Source organism: Vibrio nitrifigilis, from assembly GCF_015686695.1.
Lineage (GTDB): Bacteria > Pseudomonadota > Gammaproteobacteria > Enterobacterales > Vibrionaceae > Vibrio > Vibrio nitrifigilis.
The window spans coordinates 1,726,461-1,744,028 of sequence record NZ_JADPMR010000004.1; the positions used below are offsets into that span (position 1 = coordinate 1,726,461).

The 17,568-nt window shown below is 42.1% G+C and carries 15 protein-coding genes; 6 read left to right on the top strand and 9 right to left on the bottom strand.

Annotated features, from left to right (window positions below; genetic code table 11):
* Window positions 1-7 precede the first annotated feature (7 nt).
* The 4 genes from I1A42_RS23970 to I1A42_RS23985 all read left to right on the top strand — a co-directional run bounded on the left by I1A42_RS23970 (window position 8) and on the right by I1A42_RS23985 (window position 5,624).
* A complete protein-coding gene (locus I1A42_RS23970; RefSeq protein WP_196125485.1) occupies window positions 8-1,675 on the top strand; it encodes an ABC transporter ATP-binding protein in 1,668 nt (555 codons plus the stop codon).
* Between the two features lie 52 nt (window positions 1,676-1,727).
* Window positions 1,728-3,155 carry an amidase gene (locus I1A42_RS23975; RefSeq protein WP_196125487.1) on the top strand — a complete coding sequence of 476 codons (1,428 nt, stop codon included), beginning with the start codon at window positions 1,728-1,730 and terminating at the stop codon, window positions 3,153-3,155.
* 62 nt (window positions 3,156-3,217) lie between these two features.
* Window positions 3,218-4,300 carry a phosphotransferase gene (locus I1A42_RS23980; protein WP_196125489.1) on the top strand — a complete coding sequence of 361 codons (1,083 nt, stop codon included), beginning with the start codon at window positions 3,218-3,220 and terminating at the stop codon, window positions 4,298-4,300.
* The gene (locus tag I1A42_RS23985) at window positions 4,293-5,624 is read left to right on the top strand and encodes an aspartate aminotransferase family protein (protein ID WP_230389750.1); all 1,332 of its coding nucleotides are present in this window, start codon (window positions 4,293-4,295) and stop codon (window positions 5,622-5,624) included. The genes I1A42_RS23980 and I1A42_RS23985 overlap by 8 nt, the downstream gene beginning before the upstream one ends.
* 190 nt (window positions 5,625-5,814) lie before the next feature.
* On the opposite strand, the gene I1A42_RS23990 is transcribed toward I1A42_RS23985, so the two are convergent.
* On the bottom strand, window positions 5,815-6,552 hold the full coding sequence (locus I1A42_RS23990; RefSeq protein ID WP_161158661.1) for a complement resistance protein TraT: 738 nt from the start codon (window positions 6,550-6,552) through the stop codon (window positions 5,815-5,817).
* A 1,311-nt stretch (window positions 6,553-7,863) separates the two neighbouring features.
* Window positions 7,864-8,832, bottom strand: coding sequence for a choline ABC transporter substrate-binding protein (choX, locus tag I1A42_RS23995; RefSeq protein WP_196125491.1), 969 nt, complete (start codon window positions 8,830-8,832; stop codon window positions 7,864-7,866).
* An 875-nt stretch (window positions 8,833-9,707) separates the two neighbouring features.
* Here choX and I1A42_RS24000 point away from each other — a divergent pair.
* Window positions 9,708-10,193: a DUF6622 family protein gene (locus I1A42_RS24000; protein ID WP_161157495.1), complete on the top strand. Its 486-nt coding sequence runs from the start codon at window positions 9,708-9,710 to the stop codon at window positions 10,191-10,193.
* A gap of 58 nt (window positions 10,194-10,251) precedes the next feature.
* Here the strand turns inward: I1A42_RS24000 and I1A42_RS24005 are convergent, their stop codons facing one another.
* From I1A42_RS24005 to I1A42_RS24015, 3 genes are all read right to left on the bottom strand, one after another.
* On the bottom strand, window positions 10,252-11,277 hold the full coding sequence (locus I1A42_RS24005) for a carbon-nitrogen hydrolase family protein (RefSeq protein ID WP_196125493.1): 1,026 nt from the start codon (window positions 11,275-11,277) through the stop codon (window positions 10,252-10,254).
* Between the two features lie 174 nt (window positions 11,278-11,451).
* A complete protein-coding gene (locus I1A42_RS24010; protein ID WP_196125495.1) occupies window positions 11,452-12,042 on the bottom strand; it encodes an NAD(P)H-dependent oxidoreductase in 591 nt (196 codons plus the stop codon).
* Window positions 12,043-12,131: 89 nt separating this feature from the next.
* A complete protein-coding gene (locus I1A42_RS24015; protein ID WP_230389752.1) occupies window positions 12,132-12,461 on the bottom strand; it encodes a YciI family protein in 330 nt (109 codons plus the stop codon).
* Between the two features lie 78 nt (window positions 12,462-12,539).
* Here I1A42_RS24015 and I1A42_RS24020 point away from each other — a divergent pair, with 78 nt between their 5' ends.
* Entirely contained in the window at window positions 12,540-13,430 is an 891-nt protein-coding gene (locus I1A42_RS24020) for a LysR family transcriptional regulator (protein WP_161157499.1), read from the top strand.
* 78 nt (window positions 13,431-13,508) lie between these two features.
* Here the strand turns inward: I1A42_RS24020 and mmsB are convergent, their stop codons facing one another.
* From mmsB to I1A42_RS24040, 4 genes are all read right to left on the bottom strand, one after another.
* Window positions 13,509-14,402 carry a 3-hydroxyisobutyrate dehydrogenase gene (gene mmsB, locus I1A42_RS24025; protein WP_161157500.1) on the bottom strand — a complete coding sequence of 298 codons (894 nt, stop codon included), beginning with the start codon at window positions 14,400-14,402 and terminating at the stop codon, window positions 13,509-13,511.
* 52 nt (window positions 14,403-14,454) lie between these two features.
* The gene (locus I1A42_RS24030) at window positions 14,455-14,790 is read right to left on the bottom strand and encodes a carboxymuconolactone decarboxylase family protein (protein ID WP_329604863.1); all 336 of its coding nucleotides are present in this window, start codon (window positions 14,788-14,790) and stop codon (window positions 14,455-14,457) included.
* 93 nt (window positions 14,791-14,883) lie between these two features.
* Window positions 14,884-15,735, bottom strand: a complete 852-nt coding sequence (gene sseA, locus I1A42_RS24035) for a 3-mercaptopyruvate sulfurtransferase (RefSeq protein ID WP_161157501.1) — start codon at window positions 15,733-15,735, stop codon at window positions 14,884-14,886.
* A gap of 22 nt (window positions 15,736-15,757) precedes the next feature.
* Window positions 15,758-17,155, bottom strand: a complete 1,398-nt coding sequence (locus tag I1A42_RS24040; RefSeq protein ID WP_196125497.1) for a GntP family permease — start codon at window positions 17,153-17,155, stop codon at window positions 15,758-15,760.
* Between the last annotated feature and the right edge of the window lie 413 nt (window positions 17,156-17,568).

Here is a 17,568-nt window from a genome sequence, read left to right on the forward strand (position 1 = left end):
AATCGTTATGAGTGAACTATATAAGTTGCCTACCAATCAAGAAAGCCACGCACCACAAACCGCGGTTCCAGTTGTGGAAATCTCGAAACTTTCAATAGCATTGCCAGATGGTGCCGATCGTCCATTTGCTGTCGAGCGCGTTAATCTCAATTTATATGCAGGGAAAATGCTGTGTGTGGTCGGTGAATCGGGTTCTGGCAAATCAATGTCTGCCAATGCATTGATGGGGCTTTTACCGGATGCGGTGAGAATTGCAGAGGGCCGAATTATGCTGGAAGGAACCAACCTGCTCAACCTTCCAACAGAAGATTTTTATGATATTCGTGGTCGTCGAGTAGCGATGATTTTCCAAGAACCGATGTCCGCTTTAAATCCCTTGATGAAAATATCTAAGCAAATTGAAGAGGTGTTCGCTGCTCATGGATTATTGACGCCCAAAGAGCGTAAGGAGCGAGCACTACAACTCTTGACTGAGGTCGGTTTACCTGAGCCCCCGCGAATTGCTGAATCTTTCCCATTTCAATTATCGGGTGGGCAACGTCAAAGAGTGGTGATCGCAATGGCGTTAGCCCTTGAGCCTCAAGTATTGATTGCGGATGAACCGACCACGGCTCTTGATGTTACAACCCAAAAGCAGATTTTAAAGCTGATTAGTCGGTTGCAAATTGAACGCAATATGGCAGTGATGTTCATTACCCATGATTTTGGAGTGGTCGCTGAAATTGCCGATGATGTGGCGGTGATGCAATTAGGACGTATTGTAGAAAAAGGCACTGCAGAAGAAGTGCTGTACTCACCAAAACATGAATATACCCAAAAATTAATTGCGGCGATTCCTAAGTTACGTAGCGGACACACGGATCTTCCTCAGCGAGAAACCATTCTTAAGGTTGAAAACCTGAGTAAAACTTATCGTCGTAGTGGTGGTTTTTTCTCTAAACAACAGCCTGTCCATGCAGTACAAAACGTCAGTTTCTCATTAGGGAAAGGAGAAACGCTGGGTATTGTCGGAGAAAGTGGATCGGGTAAGTCATCCGTTGGACGATGCCTCGTGCGCCTTCAAGATCCGGATCAAGGCAGGGTGCTATTGGGTGATACTGACATGGCGAGTTTAAAAGGTGAGGGTTTACGTCTTTCGCGTCGCAATCTACAAATGATTTTCCAAGACCCGTTTGCCTCACTTAACCCGCGTGCCAAAGTAGGACGAATTATTGCAGATGGGCCGATAGCGTATGGGGAAAGTGAATCGAATGCGCTCGCTAAGGCCGCAGAATTGATGGATTTAGTTGGGCTCGATCCTAAAGCGTTAGACCGCTTCCCACATGAATTTTCCGGCGGTCAAAGACAGCGAATTGGCATTGCTCGGGCATTGGCACTCGAACCCGATATCATTGTGGCCGATGAAGCCGTATCAGCTTTAGACGTGTCTATTCAGGCTCAGGTCTTAGAGTTACTCGCCAAGCTCAAAAAAGAGCTCAATCTCTCTTTGATTTTTATTACCCACGATTTACGTGTCGCTGCACAGATATGCGATCGCGTTATGGTGATGAAGAAAGGCCAAGTTGTGGAGATTGGGACTGGAGCCGAAATATTCGATGCTCCCAAAAATGTTTACACAAAAGGTTTGATTGAGGCCATTCCTGGACGTCTCAAGGAGATGAGAATGTCCAGCTAAACCGCATTGCTGGCTTTTTCCTGTAAATAACAACATTAACAAAGGATTTTTAATGGAAACTTCTCAGAAAACAGAGTTAGGTGAGATGACTGCAGCAGAACTCTCTGTTTTATATCAGTCAAAACAGGTTTCTCCTGTTGAAGCGGCCAAAGAGGCTTTTGCACGTATCGATCGTTTTAATCCTCTGGTCAATGCTTTTGCCCACTTGGCGGTAGAAACTGCCTTGAAAGAGGCGAAAGAATCGGAAAAACGTTGGTTAAATGGGACGCCAATGAGCCCGATTGATGGTGTTCCGACTACAGTCAAAGAGATGACCCCCGTCAAAGGGTTACCGATACGACGTGGGTCGGTATTGGGACAAAAAGAGCCCGCTACGCAAGAATTTCTCATTATGGATAGATTACGTGCTGCGGGATTGACCATCTTGGGCACCACGACTGCGCCAGAGTTTGCTTGGAAAGGGGTCACTCATGGGCCATTTACAGGTAACACACTCAATCCATGGCACACTGGTCATGCTTCTGGTGGCTCATCAGGCGGTGCGGCGGTAGCAGCAGCGCTGAATATGGGTGTGCTCCATGAAGGGTCTGATGGCGCTGGCTCTATTCGTATTCCTGCCTCATTTTGTGGTGTTGTGGGTATCAAACCCACTTATGGATGGATTCCTTTCGATACGCCCACACCGTTATTCGAATTGGCTCATAGAGGGCCACTGACTCGTACTGTTGAAGATGCGGCGCTATTTATGAATGCTACGACAGGTCCAGCCGTTTCATCTCGTTATGGATACTGCCCCGATCATGTACCTGATTGGAAAGCGACGCTTGAACATCGCTCTATTCGCGGTATGAAAATTGGTTATAGTCGTACACTTGGTTATGCCAAAGTCGATCCACAAATTGCCTCTGCAATAGATAAAGCAGCAAAACGAATGGAAGATCTGGGCGCCATAGTTGAAGAGATCGATCCCGGTTTTGCTAATCCTCAAGATGCGTTACTGACACTGTGGTATGCGGCTGAAGCGAGAACGGTCGACTTAGCTGGTCCAACGGCGGATCAACTGAAATTAATGGATCCTGGTCTATTACGTATCTGTGAAAAAGGACGGTCCATTTCTGCTGGAGAATACATCGACGCTGAACAAGTGAGAGCGGATTTAAAAGTCACCATGGCACGTTTTCATGAACACTATGACGCCTTAATGTTGCCGACAATGCCATTAACTGCTTTAGAGGCCGGCGTGGATTTTCCTGGGGGAGTGGAAGGTAAAGATTGGTCTGATTGGTCTCCCTTTACTTATCCATTCAATATGACAGAACAACCCGCGATTTCTATTCCATGTGGGTTTGATAATAAAGGTTTACCGATTGGTTTACAGTTTGTGGGGCCGAGTTATCGTGATGACATTGTATTGCGCCTAGCCGCTGCTTATCAAAATCAGTATCCAGAACCCTTGCCTAAATCGCCAAGACTAGCGTGATAACCGTTTCCCTTCTGAGTTGTTGTCAGAAGGGAAAATATCCAATTAGAGGAAGAGTCATCATGACCAAATCTGATACTCGCCCAATCGACATTGCAGATTTTGGTGCCGAGTTAAAAACAAAGGCGGTGATTATTCAACCCGCAGAAGCTCAAGCGATTGCATTAGAGCATTATGGTTTACAGGGAAAGGTAAAGTGGTTGTGGGGTGAAAAGGACTCTAATTACCAATTGACCCTCACTGATGGGACGGAATATTTGCTTAAGATTCTTAACTCCGGAGAAGTGAGGGAAGTCACCCAACTGCATAGCAAAGCACTTTTGCAAGTCGAGCAATATGATTCAGGTATTCCTTTGCAACGCATTGTTAAGACGTGCGATGGTGAACTCGATTGCCGAGTGAATGATAATACTGGAACAGAGCGTGGTGTGAGGCTAGTAACCTTTGTTCCTGGAAAGGCCCAGACACAATTTAACCGTAGTTCGGAACAGCGAAAAAATGTCGGGCGCATACTCGCTCGCCTGCAAACGGCATTATCACCGATAACGTTAGACTCTGATTTGCCACCCATTATTTGGGATATGAGTCATGCGTCGATGATGAGAGGGTTTATCGAATTTATTGATGATATTGAGTTAAGACATCGCTTAACGCAGGCTCTTGATTGTTTCGATAATGAAATAATACCGGTGATGGATCAGCTACCTACACAATTTATCCATAATGATTTCAACCCGGAAAACGTCTTAGTTGATCAGCAGTGTCCGAATGAGGTGTGTGGCATCATTGATTTTGGTGATATGGCCTATGCTCCCGTGTTGTTTGATACAGCGGTTGCGATATCTTATCAATTAGGCACCTCAGAAAATGTTCTTGATGAAGCCTGTGATGTGATAAAGGGATACGCGAGTATCAAATCGATGAGTCCACTTGAGATAGAGCTCCTTTATCCAGCGATCATTATGCGTATCGTTATGCGTCTCACCATTTCTGCTTGGCGCGCAACTATCTTCCCTGATCAGAAAACGCATTTGTTGAGATTCTGGCCAACCCTAAAAACTCAACTTACATTGCTTGATGCCATTGGTAGAGAAGAAATGACGAGACGATTTTTCACCATTTTTGAGGAGGCAGAAAATGAGTAGCCAAGGGGGAATGATTAATGGTTTCAATCCTAATCAGATGGGAAATCTTGCGGCGGAAGAAAAACATATTATTGAGCGCCGCCAAGCACTATTAGGTCCCGCTTATAAGTTATTTTACCAAGAGCCAGTTCATCCTGTTCGAGGCGAAGGCGTATGGCTTTATGATGCAGAAGGTAATGCGTATTTAGACGCTTATAACAATGTCCCTTCTGTTGGTCACTGCCACCCTAAAGTTGTTGCGGCTGTGGCACAACAAGCTGCAACGCTGAATACGCACACCCGTTATCTCGATGAGCATATTCTCAATTATTCCGAGCGTTTATTAGCTACATTCCCCGAGTCTCTCAGCCGGGTTATGTATACTTGTACGGGAAGTGAAGCGGTTGATTTAGCGTTACGTATCGCCAAACATTTTACGGGTGGCACGGGCGTTATTATCACTGAAAATGCGTATCATGGTGTCACTACCGCATCAGCAGAAATCTCGCCATCGATCGGTGAAAGTGTACCGATTGGTCAGCATGTTTACACCATACCTGCACCAGATAAGCGTAACGCAAATGGTCGTGATCTTGGAGAGGTGATGGCTGAGCACGTCAATAATGCATTGAAAACGATGCGTCGTCATGGCATCAAACCTGCTGCTTTTATTGCTGATGGTATTTTTTCAACTGATGGCGTTTTTGCCGACCCTGCGGGATTTTTAAGTGATATCAAAGAGGCAGTTGAGCAAGCTGGAGCACTTTATATTGCCGATGAAGTGCAACCCGGTTTTGGCCGCACTGGCAGTCACATGTGGGGATTTCAACGCCATAATATGGTGCCTGATATTGTGGTAATGGGAAAACCGATGGGGAATGGGCTTCCGATTGCGGCTGTAGTGATGACTGCAGAAATTCAAGAAAACTTTGGGCAACAGATCCGCTATTTTAATACCTTTGGCGGTAACCATGTTTCTATAGCCGCTGCGTCTGCTGTACTGGATATTCTCCACGAAGAAAACCTCATTGAAAATGCGCGTCTTACTGGTGATTATTTAATACAAGGCTTACGTGAGCTAGGCACGCAGTTTTCGGTGATTGGCGAAACGCGCGGGACGGGACTATTTATTGGTGTCGATATCGTTTGTGACAAAGAATCGCATACCCCCGATGGCCCTTTGGCTATCACAATTGTGAATGCACTACGGCAAAAGAAAGTATTGCTAAGTGCTTCTGGGCCTAATGGTAACGTATTAAAAATTAGACCACCGCTGGTTTTTAATCGTGAGCATGCGGATATTTTATTGCACTCATTAAGTGAAGTGTTAAAGAGTTTGGTTTAATAACAATTTAAATAAACATTTACTAAATTAGATTTTTTAATAAAAATGATATCTAATAAATCAGATAGAAGTCATACTTAATAATTTTATCAATTAATAATATAAAAAGTTACCTATAAAAATAGCCTCTACATAAGAGGCTATTTCATTTTAAAATTTAATCTAAAGTTATCAGAATGGCATTTTTGTTTTAGAAAATACCAGCAACACTTGTTGCTAACCCTTCAACTAACGCAGGTTCCGCATCAACATAATCAAGGTTTACTTTATTTGCTGAGCTTAAAATTCGAGTTTGGTAACGCTTTTTATTGGCGACGGTTTTTACAGTAGTATTAGTGGAGCCTCCGATGCCATTATTTAAATGAGCGACTTGACTAGAGTCTACAGATTCTTTGGTTTTTTCAACTACTTGAACATCTGTTACCATACCAAAGTTTACATCTTCTACCATGTTATCTGCTACAAAACCAATAGCACTACCAATGAGACCTGCCCCTACAACAGAACTTGTGCTATGCGTATGTGATGCCATGGCTAAAGCAGCTAAACCACCACCAACGACAGCACCGCCGTATCCTTGGTTCAACAGAGCAAGACCTGCATTTGGATCCATTTTTTCCAATTTAATAATGTTAGTTTGTAGCCAATAATGTGCTTTAGCTGGATCTGAAGTAACGGTATAACCTTTTTGTTTTAATTTATCAGTAAGCACTTTAGTTATATCTAGTTTTTTATTAGTACTGTTTCTCAATTGAAGATATACAGTATGTTGTGAAACGGGGGTTGGATCTAACCAAACTGTGGCTGACATTTTAGTATTAGTTACCAAATTACGATGTTGAATCGCAGTACTCATTGCTGAGCAACCAGAAAGAGAGATCATAGCTGCTATTACAACAGCCGTGGATTTAAATTTTTTAAGTGTCATTAGAATAAAATCCTTAATATATAGAATAGCAACCTATTTTAGGAGCTAACAGATATTACAAAATTATATTTATCATTCCTACTCATTTAAGATAAAAATATTATTCGAAATATTTGAATGATTATAGAGTTCATCTAATTATTAAAAATTAATAATGTTAAATTTTTTGTTTGTTTTTTAACCTGATTGTAAAGATTATCATTTAAATTGGTTCTATTTCTGGTCTTAAATTGAGTTGGCAAAAACAATTGATTAATTATTGAGCAAAAAAGCTGATATTAAGTAGTCATCAAACTTTTATTCTTGGCAAAAAAAATTGAATATTTATATAAATCTAATAATATTTTTTAGTTTTTTTTCAAAAAATATGATCTATGTATAGTTATGTAGGTTAGTTTGATGAACACTTATATCGACTCGTGATGATATAACCTTTTATAGGTTAAAGAACTTTCCATATTTAGTGATATAGATTAGGAATTTTGTATCTTTATACTGTTTTAATTATCATTAATATTCATTCTTTATATGTAGTAAATAATATCAGCACATTCGTTTGGAGCACTAATAGCATAAAAGAAAGGTGGTTAGTGCTTAAGGCTACCTTGATTGTGGTAATGGGAAAAACGATGAGGAATGTTCTTCCTATTGCTGCTGTGGTAATGACTGCAAAACTTCAAGAACATTTTGGTCAACAATCCCTCTAGTTTAATACCTTGGGTGGTAACTATGTGTCAATAGTCGCTGCGTCAGCCGTACTGATTTTTAATCGTGAGCATGCGGATATTTTATTGCACGCATTACATGAAGTATTGAGTAGTTATACCCAAGTAACCTCAAGATGCTGTTTCAGCGAGAATGTATTCGCTCTTAGGCAAGGCACTGATTTGAAGACATAGTCATTCTACGTTAAAAATCAGTAACACAGCCTAGGAGCGAATAAAACTCGCCCTTCGGGAGCTCATCAACAAACCTATTTCTGCGCCCAATCACGTTAAAAGGGAATGACCATTCCTGCCGTGATTGAGCTTGACCTAGGCTCGTTGATGAAGCTCTGAATCCTGCATCTTGAGGTCATTTGGGTATATACTTAATAAATTTATCAATTAATGATCTAAAACTTACCTAAAAAACAGCAGAGGTTATGCAAAGATAGGCTCTTAGATTTAGTCAGCAAGAACGATTTTAGTCGTATTGGTATTAACATCTTGAGAATGGATGTTAATACCAGAGCGTCAAATCGATTTGTACTCAAACAATTGTTCGTTCTTGCTGAATTTTAGAAAATCACTGTTCCCATATCGTTAAACGTTAGCTTTCGATATTAAGTCTTTGTTTAATTGTAGGAAGGGCCTTGTCGCCACTAAAGGTAGTGACATTTTTTAGCCAAGTATTAAGTAATTGAGGATGAGCTGATATCCATTTTTTTGCGGCTTCTTTAGCACTAATATCATTCTTATTCGCTTGGTTAATAATCTCGTTTTCCATATCAACATTAAAGGCGAGATTATGCAGTAAGGTATCGACATTTTTGCATTTGTCTCCAAACCCTTTTTTTGTCAAAGTTTGTATTTGCGCACTGCCGTAATTAGGCCCAAAGTATTTGTCCCCGCCACTCAAATAGCGAATGTCAAAATTGACGTTCATCGGATGTGGTTCCCATGCTAAAAACGCTATATATTTATGGCGCTTGATCGATCTTGAAACCTGAGACAACATTCCTTGTTCACTGGATTCGACGACCTGCCAATCGCCAAGCCCATAGTCATTTGAATTGATCATCGTTTTGAGATTTTCGTTTGCTGGTGATCCTGGTGCTATGCCATAAATTTTGTCACCAAATTTATCTGCAAACTTACTAAGGTCAGTAAAACTATGAACACCTGCTTGATAAACATAGTCGGGTACAGCTAGGGTGAATTTGACGCCGTCCAAGTTGGTGCGAACAACATCAACATTCGCGCGATATTTTTTAATGTACGCGTTCTGGGCTGGGAGCCAATTACCCATGAAAACATCTACTTTTCCTGTCTTTAAGCTTTCAAAACCGATAGGAACACTGAGCATGTACACTTGAGTTTTGTACCCTAGTCCTTCAAGTAGTGTTGTGACAACGCCATTGGTAGCGCCAATATCACTCCAACCAGGATCTGAAAATGTAATGGATTGACAAGATTGCGGCTCAGCGGCATAAGCAGAGAACTGCGTCATTAGGAGTGAGATGGTAATCCCACTCTTCAAAATCGATTTGTTATTGTTTGCAAAAGTTTTAAATTTCATTTAATCGTCCTTAAATAATTGTCCATTTCTATCATTTAACTGTTTGGAAAATGTGCAAATGTCGGCTGGATGATTAGCCCTAATAATACTCGTTAATAATTGCCGTCATCAGAATATGACCAGTGAGTGCGCTTAGGTTATGGCAATCTTCAGAATCAAACGAGTCACCACCTTTGGTTAGTCGGTGTTATTACGATTGAATTTCTGCAAAGAGAAGATGAATGCACTGTCATTTGATTTGCCATGATGAAGACTCTTTTAAGTTAAGCTGACATGAGTGTTTTCAACTTGTCATTGAATCTAACACAATGATTACATGGGCAAGAAGGTATTGTAAACGTGCTGAAAATTTATGCTATGCATAAGCTTATCTAATGTTATACAGACAGGACATACCGAACTAACAGAATATCGTGATTTTTTTTTTGGAGTTTTGGGCTATTGAGTTATACAACTGATTCCAAGTAATGGAGTTCAAAACCTTTGCAGTAAGTCAATCATGGTGTTTGATGGTTTTTGGTCTGATAAGAAAAACTGCGTTTGTATGACATTACGGTCTTTTGAATGGAGCCGTTGATTGACACAATGATAAACGGAGATTATCAACATAGTTCTTAAGTCGGTTCAAAACTAAAAACTTATAAGTCGTAGTGTATATATTCAAATGACCTCAAGTGTCGAATTAATAGTCTATAGCAATTTCAACCCCGAGAGGAATGGTCATTCCATTTCAACGTGAGTATATCCATAACCCACACGTGATAGAGGTAAATAGCAGCACTTGTCGTCTAAATGTTACCTTTCTGGCGTCGTATAGATCTTAGTCAATGGGCACAATATGAACGATAAATTGTATTGTTGAAAAGGGCGCTGTTATGTTGATGACAATCGTATTACATACACCCGTTTGGGTTTGGTTTTTACTGATGTATCTTTTTTATCGAGGTTACAAAGGCATGGCGGAGCAGAGGGTTGAATTTCGCTCTTTGTTACTCTTTCCTGTGGCTTTGATTTTGTTTGCTTTGGATGAGCTTTATGGAAAATCCGCTTTATTCGTGGGGATCTGGTTATTGGCTGTATTAGTGGGAACTCTTTTGGGAATCTATCTATTTGGTCAGCAGATTGAACGTGCTTATCGCGATCAATTAGGGGCGCTGTGTCTATCTGGTCATGTGAACCTTATGATTGTGTTAATGGGTTTATTTATCGGGCATTATTTTGTATCTGTAATGCTTGTATTGCATCCAAACTGGTATTGGAATGCTGCCAAGATTTCATTAACAGGGATTGGATGTGGCATATTTTTGTTGCGGAACTGGAAACTCTTTCTTCAATATCATCATATTCGCTTGGCTCACTAATAATACACAATCAAGGTAGTTAGTGACTATGGCTACCTTGATTGTGGTAGATATCAGTTTATGCTTGATGAGCACTGTCCGATTCTAAAGGCGCCTTGTCTTCTGGCTCCGCAATTGTTTCTGGAGACAACTCTTCTACCGGACGATTTGCGTGGTTATTGAACAGCAAACGTGTAATGTCTGGACGTGAATAGTGGCCGCAAGCATCCATTGAGTTTTTCGCTACACCGATCATGCCTAGGTCAATGTCGGCATACATAATGCCTTCTTCTTTTTCTCCCAAAGGTTCGACTAACGGTGCGCCATCTGGGCCGAAGATGACGGTGTGACCACCTCCCGCACTAATGAGTTCATGTTTCTCTGGGGTATCACATAACAGCTCAATCATTTCATCAGAAACAATGGCAGAAGGAGCAATAACAAAACAGGCACCTTCAATGGCATACACCTTGTTGGTTGCAATGGCCATTTCATCACTGATGGCATGAGCAAATTTATACGTCGAAAAACTTGGCCAAGAGGCCACGTGCACCTGCTCGTTTTGTGAAAACATCGCATATTTGGTTAAAGACAAGATGTTTTCCCAGCAGTTTAAAGCACCTAACCGACCGAGAGGCGTGTCGTGAACGGCGATATGGCTTCCGTCACCTTCACCAAATGCAGTACGTTCTGCGTGAGTAGGCTTGATTTTACGACGTTGGGCAATGGTGTCTCCGTCAGGACCTAGTATCCATTGTGCGATGTAGAGCGAGCCGCCTTTACGTTCGGCTAAGCCAAGCACAACAGTGATATTGTATTCTTTCACGGCGCTACGAATCTGGTCGGCTTCTGAGCTATCGTAAGCTAATGCATTATCAAAGTACTTACGGATATAGCCTTTTTTGATCGCCATCGCAGGTGTATCAAGCCAAATCCACCATGGATAACCTGGAATCCATACTTCAGGAAAGGCAACTAACTTCGCACCATTTTCCGCCGCCTCTTTTATGTAAGCGATTGTTTTTGCAACAGCACCATCAAGATCTAAATAAGCCGGGGAAGCTTGAACTGCAGCGACTTTATAAGCAGGATGAGTTAACGACATGAGCAATTCCTTTTGTATATCGAGTCTGTAGTGACTATATCACTGACTCCAAGAGGAAATTTGTACAAAATGGTACTATTTTTAGGCTGGATTGGAACTGACGAATGTTGTGACAGAAAGGAAAAGGATGGGTAAATTAACGAGACTTTACCCATTCTAAATCATGTCAAAACGTTAGGCGTATTGGAACGTTGTGATTAAATGATCTTCGTAGCGTTTCACGTCTTCTTCAATGGTTGGATTTTTGAAAATGTCAAAGGTAGCAAAACCGTCCACAGATTCAAAACCGTTGAATTGATATGCTTTATGTAGCCACATAAACAGTTGATCGATATTGTGACCTTCGAAAAACTCTTCTTGATTAAAGGCATTTTCTGGTGCGTTGAGCGTGACAGAAACCAACAGTTTTTTCCCTGAGGTTAGACCACCAGAGCCATACGTTTTACTTGGATCGCTGCGGGTTCGACCATCATCTGCCGCCAATTTATCTCCTAACCCTGCATTGAATACCTCGTCGATGTACTTTTTGAACAGCCAAGGTGCACCCATCCAGTACAAAGGGGTTTGGACGATAACGATATCAGCCCAAAGGTGTTTTTCTACTTCTTCATTCGCATCGTAACCCTCATCAACTGTGGTTGTTTTGATGTCGTAATGAAGTGTGGACAAGGTATCGCTAGCTACTTGGCTAAACAGTTGATTTAATTTCCCTTCTGCCCAGCCTTCATATTTTTGATGGGCGTTAATCACTAATGCTTTTTTCATAGTATGTCCGGTTTTATTCTGTTTTAAGGATGGCCCAAAGCCCTGATAACCAGTGTTATCGGGGCTTATTTTATAGGATCAAGGCAAGATTAAAGTTGTTGAGCTTGCCATTCAAAAATAACGAATTGAGCAATGCCGGCAACAACAAGAGGGTCTGTTTTTGCAGTTGCCTCAGCCTCTTCTAGAGAGTTAGCTTGAAAAACATAAGCGCCGCCTTGAACGTTGTTGTAGGGGCCAGCAAGACCCAGTCGGCCCTCGTCACGAAGTGCATAGAGATAGTTGTAGTGCTCCTGATAAAGTTCTTCAGAGGCATCGAATTCTCGGATCATATGTACTAAATAGCTATTCATAAATTTACTTCTCATTTTTTTTGTGAATTTAGCGTCGGAGGCAGTGGACTGGCTACCGAGTGATGCCATTATGATTGTTTTCATCTCTGGATAAAATGGCATTTTTATGTTTACACTATCCAATATTTTGGATAATAAATTACGACTATGGATCAACTTCAATCATTAAAAGCATTTCAAAAAGTTGTTGAAAAAGGCGCATTTAATAGAGCGGCAGAAGCACTTGGAATGCCAACGTCCACAATAAGCAAAGCCGTGATGGATTTAGAAAAGCACCTAAAAGTGAAGTTATTGCATCGGACCACACGAAAAATCACCATCACTCAAGAGGGGATGGAATACTACGAACGTACTTATCAATTAATGAGTGAGTTGCAAGCGATTGACGCTGAAATTTCAGGGAAAAAGTATGCCCCAAGTGGACATTTAAGAATTGATTGCCAAGTGTCATTTGCCACATTACAACTTATTCCAGCGTTAAAAGATTTTCAGAGGCAATATCCCGATATTACCCTTGGTTTGGGAATTAATGATAGAACAGCTGATTTGATCGATGAAGGTATAGATTGCGTTATTCGATTAGGGGGACAGCAAATCCCAGGTATGGTCGAACGCAAGCTACTCGACTTAGAGTTTGTTACTAGTGCCTCTCCTGCTTTTATTGCCCAATATGGTATGCCTGACTCACCAAAATTGCTTGGAAAATCCTACCCCACGGTGGCTTATTTTCGGACCTCATCGACGAATTCTCTGCCGTTAATATATGAGCAAGGTTCTGAGAAAGTAGTGGTAGATCAAGCGAGTTATACCGCTAATAATGGTCGAGGTATTTTGGATATGGCCTTAAATGGACTTGGCATTATTCAGCATGAGCGGTTGTTTGCTGAGCCGTACATCACTCAAGGCAAGCTGGTAGAACTCTTTTCAGATTGGAAACAGCGCAGTATGCCACTCAATATTGTGTATCCTCCAAATCGCCATCAGAGCGCTCGGCTACAAGTATTTATTGATTGGATGATCGACACATTTCGCGCTTAGCGTTATGTGTATATTTACCAAACGATAGCAAAAAATTAGGCTCTAGTGAGCCTCTAGAACCTAATTCATCGTCGCTAATTATTTTGCTTGATTAGCACGGATATACTTGATGATCGCAGAGAAATCTTGCTCACCAAAGCCATCTTTAATAAAGTCTTCAAAGATATCGATAGTGTGATTGCCTAGCGGTGTGCATGCGTCACTGCTTTTCGCTGCATCTTGAGCAAGCCGTAAGTCCTTCAACAACATGGTCGCAGGAGCGCCCGGTTTGTAATTGTTATTAGATGGTGAAGTGGGTACTAACCCTGGAACCGGGCAGTAAGTAGTGAGTGCCCAACATTGTCCTGTTGATGTAGAGGCCACATCAAACAACGCTTCACTGGATAGTCCCAGTTTTTCCGCTAACGCAAAAGCTTCAGATACCGCAACAATGTTGATACCTAAGATCAGGTTGTTACAGATTTTGGCAGATTGGCCTGCGCCAGGACCACCACAGTTTACGGCTTTTTGTCCCATGATATCCAGTAAAGGCAGCACCACATCAATGGCATCTTGCTCTCCACCCACCATAAAGGTCAATTTTGCATTTTGCGCACCGGTAACACCACCCGAAACAGGGGCATCCACGCTCTTCACCCCGTGAGATTTAGCCAATTCATGGACCAGTTTCGATGTCTCTACATCTGCTGTTGATGTGTCAACCAATGTTGCCGTTGGTTTTACGTGGTCGATGATTTGTTCCCATACTTCTTTCACAAACTTGCCGTTTGGCAGCATGGTGAAAATGATGTCCGCAGAAGACGCCACATTAAGGAGTGAATCACTTGCTTGTACACCATTTTCTGTTGCGCGGGTAATCGCTTCTGGGTTTACATCAAAACCCACGACGTTATAGCCTGCTTTGGCTAGGTTGCTTGCCATTGGGCCACCCATGTTGCCCAAGCCGATAAAGCCGATTGTTAACTGTGTCATAATAAAACCGATAATTTAAATAAGTGTCTGCTCAGCACAAACCGCACTGAACTTAGAATTGATCGAAGGCATCAAATACTTTTGAGCCATATACAAATGCACCGCCAGCTGCGACAGTCATTGCTACTTGAATCGCTGCGCCCACTTCTTCACGTGTTGCACCTGCCAGTTTTGCTTGGCGAGCATGTGCCGCAATACAACCATCACACTGACGAGCAACAGAAACCGCAATTGCTATCAATTCTTTCGTTTTGTTATCAATGACGTCGTTAGAATGAGTTGCCGATTTCATGTCTTGAAAGGCTTTGATCATGTCTGGATTTGCCTGCTGCATTTTGACTGAGCTTTTACCAATATGTTTGAGGTATTCAGGCCATTGTTCTTCCACGATGTTCTCCGTTACTTGTATTGCTTTTAGTCAGTGAGTGACTGGTGTTTGCTTTGGGGGCTCGTTAAAACGAGCCCTCGAGGTGTAAATTAATTAGAAATCGCTTGCGACAGGAAGATCTAAGTTACGACCCCATTCATCCCAAGAACCGTCATAAACGGCCCAATCAGTATGGCCAACCAGTGTCATCCCTAACGCTAGGATACAGGCGGTAAGTCCTGAACCACATGACGCGATAACGGGTTTGTTAAAGTCGACACCAGCATCAAGGTAAAGCTGACGTAACTCTTCTTTAGGAAGCAGTTTTTTCGTTTCAGGATCCAACACGTTTGCCCAAGGTAGGTTAAGGCTATTTGGAATGCGACCTTGGCGCGTACCAGGGTAACGGTCTGCGTCTTTACCTTGCCAACGCGGAGTTGGGCGCGCATCAAGAATTTGATCGTGTTGGTTAGAGGCTTCAAGAACCTGTGGCCAAAGCGCCAACAACTCTTTGCGTTTACCCGGTGCTTTAAATTCTGCTTTTGCGTGCTCTTTTACGCCATTTTCGACGGGCAATTGTTCGGCTTGCCAAGCTGGGAAACCCCCATCAAGGATGACAACGTTGTCATAGCCATAAAAACGGAATAGCCACCAAACGCGAGCGGCACTGTATAAACCGCGCGTATCATAAGCAACAACAGTGGTGTTGTTGTCTATACCTAGGTTGCTTATTTCACGCTCAAAAATGTCTTGTGGTGGCACTTTACGTGGGCGAGGGTTTTCTGGATCAGAAATAACGTCTAAGTCAAAGAAGCGAGCACCTGGAATGTGTTCTTGGACAAATTCTTCTTTGGCACTGCGGCCAGTGTCTGGTAGATGAAATGTGCCATCCACCACAACAAGGTTGTTGTCATTGAGATGTTCATTTAACCATGATGCGGTAACTAAAGGATTTAAGTTTGACATGTTCCCTCCAAACTAATAGTGATTATTGAACGTTCATCAGTGTGTAGACACCAATGATCGCAAAAACGGTAACTGTCTTGATTAGCGTAATAACAAAGATGTCTTTGTAAGATTGACGATGTGTTAATCCACACACTAACAGTAACGTAATGATTGCGCCGTTATGTGGCAGGGTATCCATACCACCAGATGCCATGGATGAGATGCGATGCATTACGTCCATTGGGATGCCATATTGATGCGCAGCTTGTATAAATTGGTCAGATAAGGTCGCCAGTGTAATGCTCAAACCGGCTACAGCAGACCCTGTTAAACCGGATAATAAATTCACAGTGATCGCAGTATTGATCAGCGGTGATTCAAAAGAATTCAGGGCTCCAGTAGCAATGGCGAAGCCCGGTAACGCGCTAATAACGGCACCAAAGCCAAATTCGGATGCAGTATTCATTGAAGCAAGCATCGCCCCACTCACTGCTTTACTGGTATTTTCCTTTAACTGCGGAATAATTTTTGACCAGCTCACTGCCAATGTAAATAGGATGGCACTTGACAATGCAAGCATAACGGAACCGATACCACTTAATTTCTTTAATGACACCGTTACTGGTGAACTGCTGTCTGATAATTGCAGAACATAAGAGTTAGGCAATAAATCCGGCAATGAATTCGATAGTACATAGTTAACAACGAATACTAATGCTAACGGAATCAATGCAATAATTGGGTTTCCTAAGGACACTTTTTCTTGAGAAGAATGGTCAGGCTCGTTGATATGGTTTTCGCCATAACCCTCACCGTCACGTTTTGCGCAGCGTAAGCGCCAATTTAAGTAGGCAAAACCGCCACCAAAAATCATCAATGCACCTATTAACCCCATCCAAGGGGCTGCCCACACTGTGGTTCCATAAAATGTTGTTGGAATAATGTTTTGAATTTGTGGTGAACCAGGCAGTGCATCAATGGCATAGGTACAGGCGCCAAGCGCAATTGAAGCGGGTAATAAACGTTTAGGAATGCCCGCAGAGCGAAAGGCTTCTGCCGCAAATGGATAGACGGCAAATACAACGATAAAGACGGTGACACCGCCATAAGTCAGTAGTGTGGAAACCGCAATGACCATCAACATGGTGTATTTGGTGCCGAAGGTGCGAATGAAATAGCTCAAAATAGTATGAGCAAAACCAGAGACTTCCATTAGCTTGCCAAAGATAGCGCCAAGCATGAATACTGGAAAATAATTACTCAGAAATCCCACCATTTTGGGCATGAAAATGCCAAAGAATGCGGGACCTACAGCCGCTGGAGAGGTAAGTAACACCGCACCAAGTGCACATAGTGGTGCAATTAGAATAACGCTGTAACCTCGATATGCAAGATATATAAGAGTCAGCAGGGCGATAACAATAATGGCAAGATTCATTCAGCTAGTTCCAGTACAACGTGTTTATTAACCTTTTGGAAACTAGAACCCTACACCGATAAATATGCCATACCAATTAGTGTCTTAGGTTAACTTATAACTAAAAGTTATTTTAAAATTGGTACTATTAAAGATAAAGCCACTGGGGGGACCTGAGCGGATCAAACGCTAACTAGGTGAAAATCATACGTATAAGGTGGCGAATCTGTACGTTCGAAATAAAAGTGGATCAGTGGTTGGAGCGTAATATTCCACAAATTATGCTGAAAAACATTAGCATCAATTTTCCTCAAAGGATGGAAGATTGAATCTCGATAGTCATTGGTTACCGTTTTTCGTTCTTATTAATAAATGGGTAAGATCTGTAATTAACAGTTGCTACCTGCTCAGGAAAGCCTCAGAATGGCGCACTT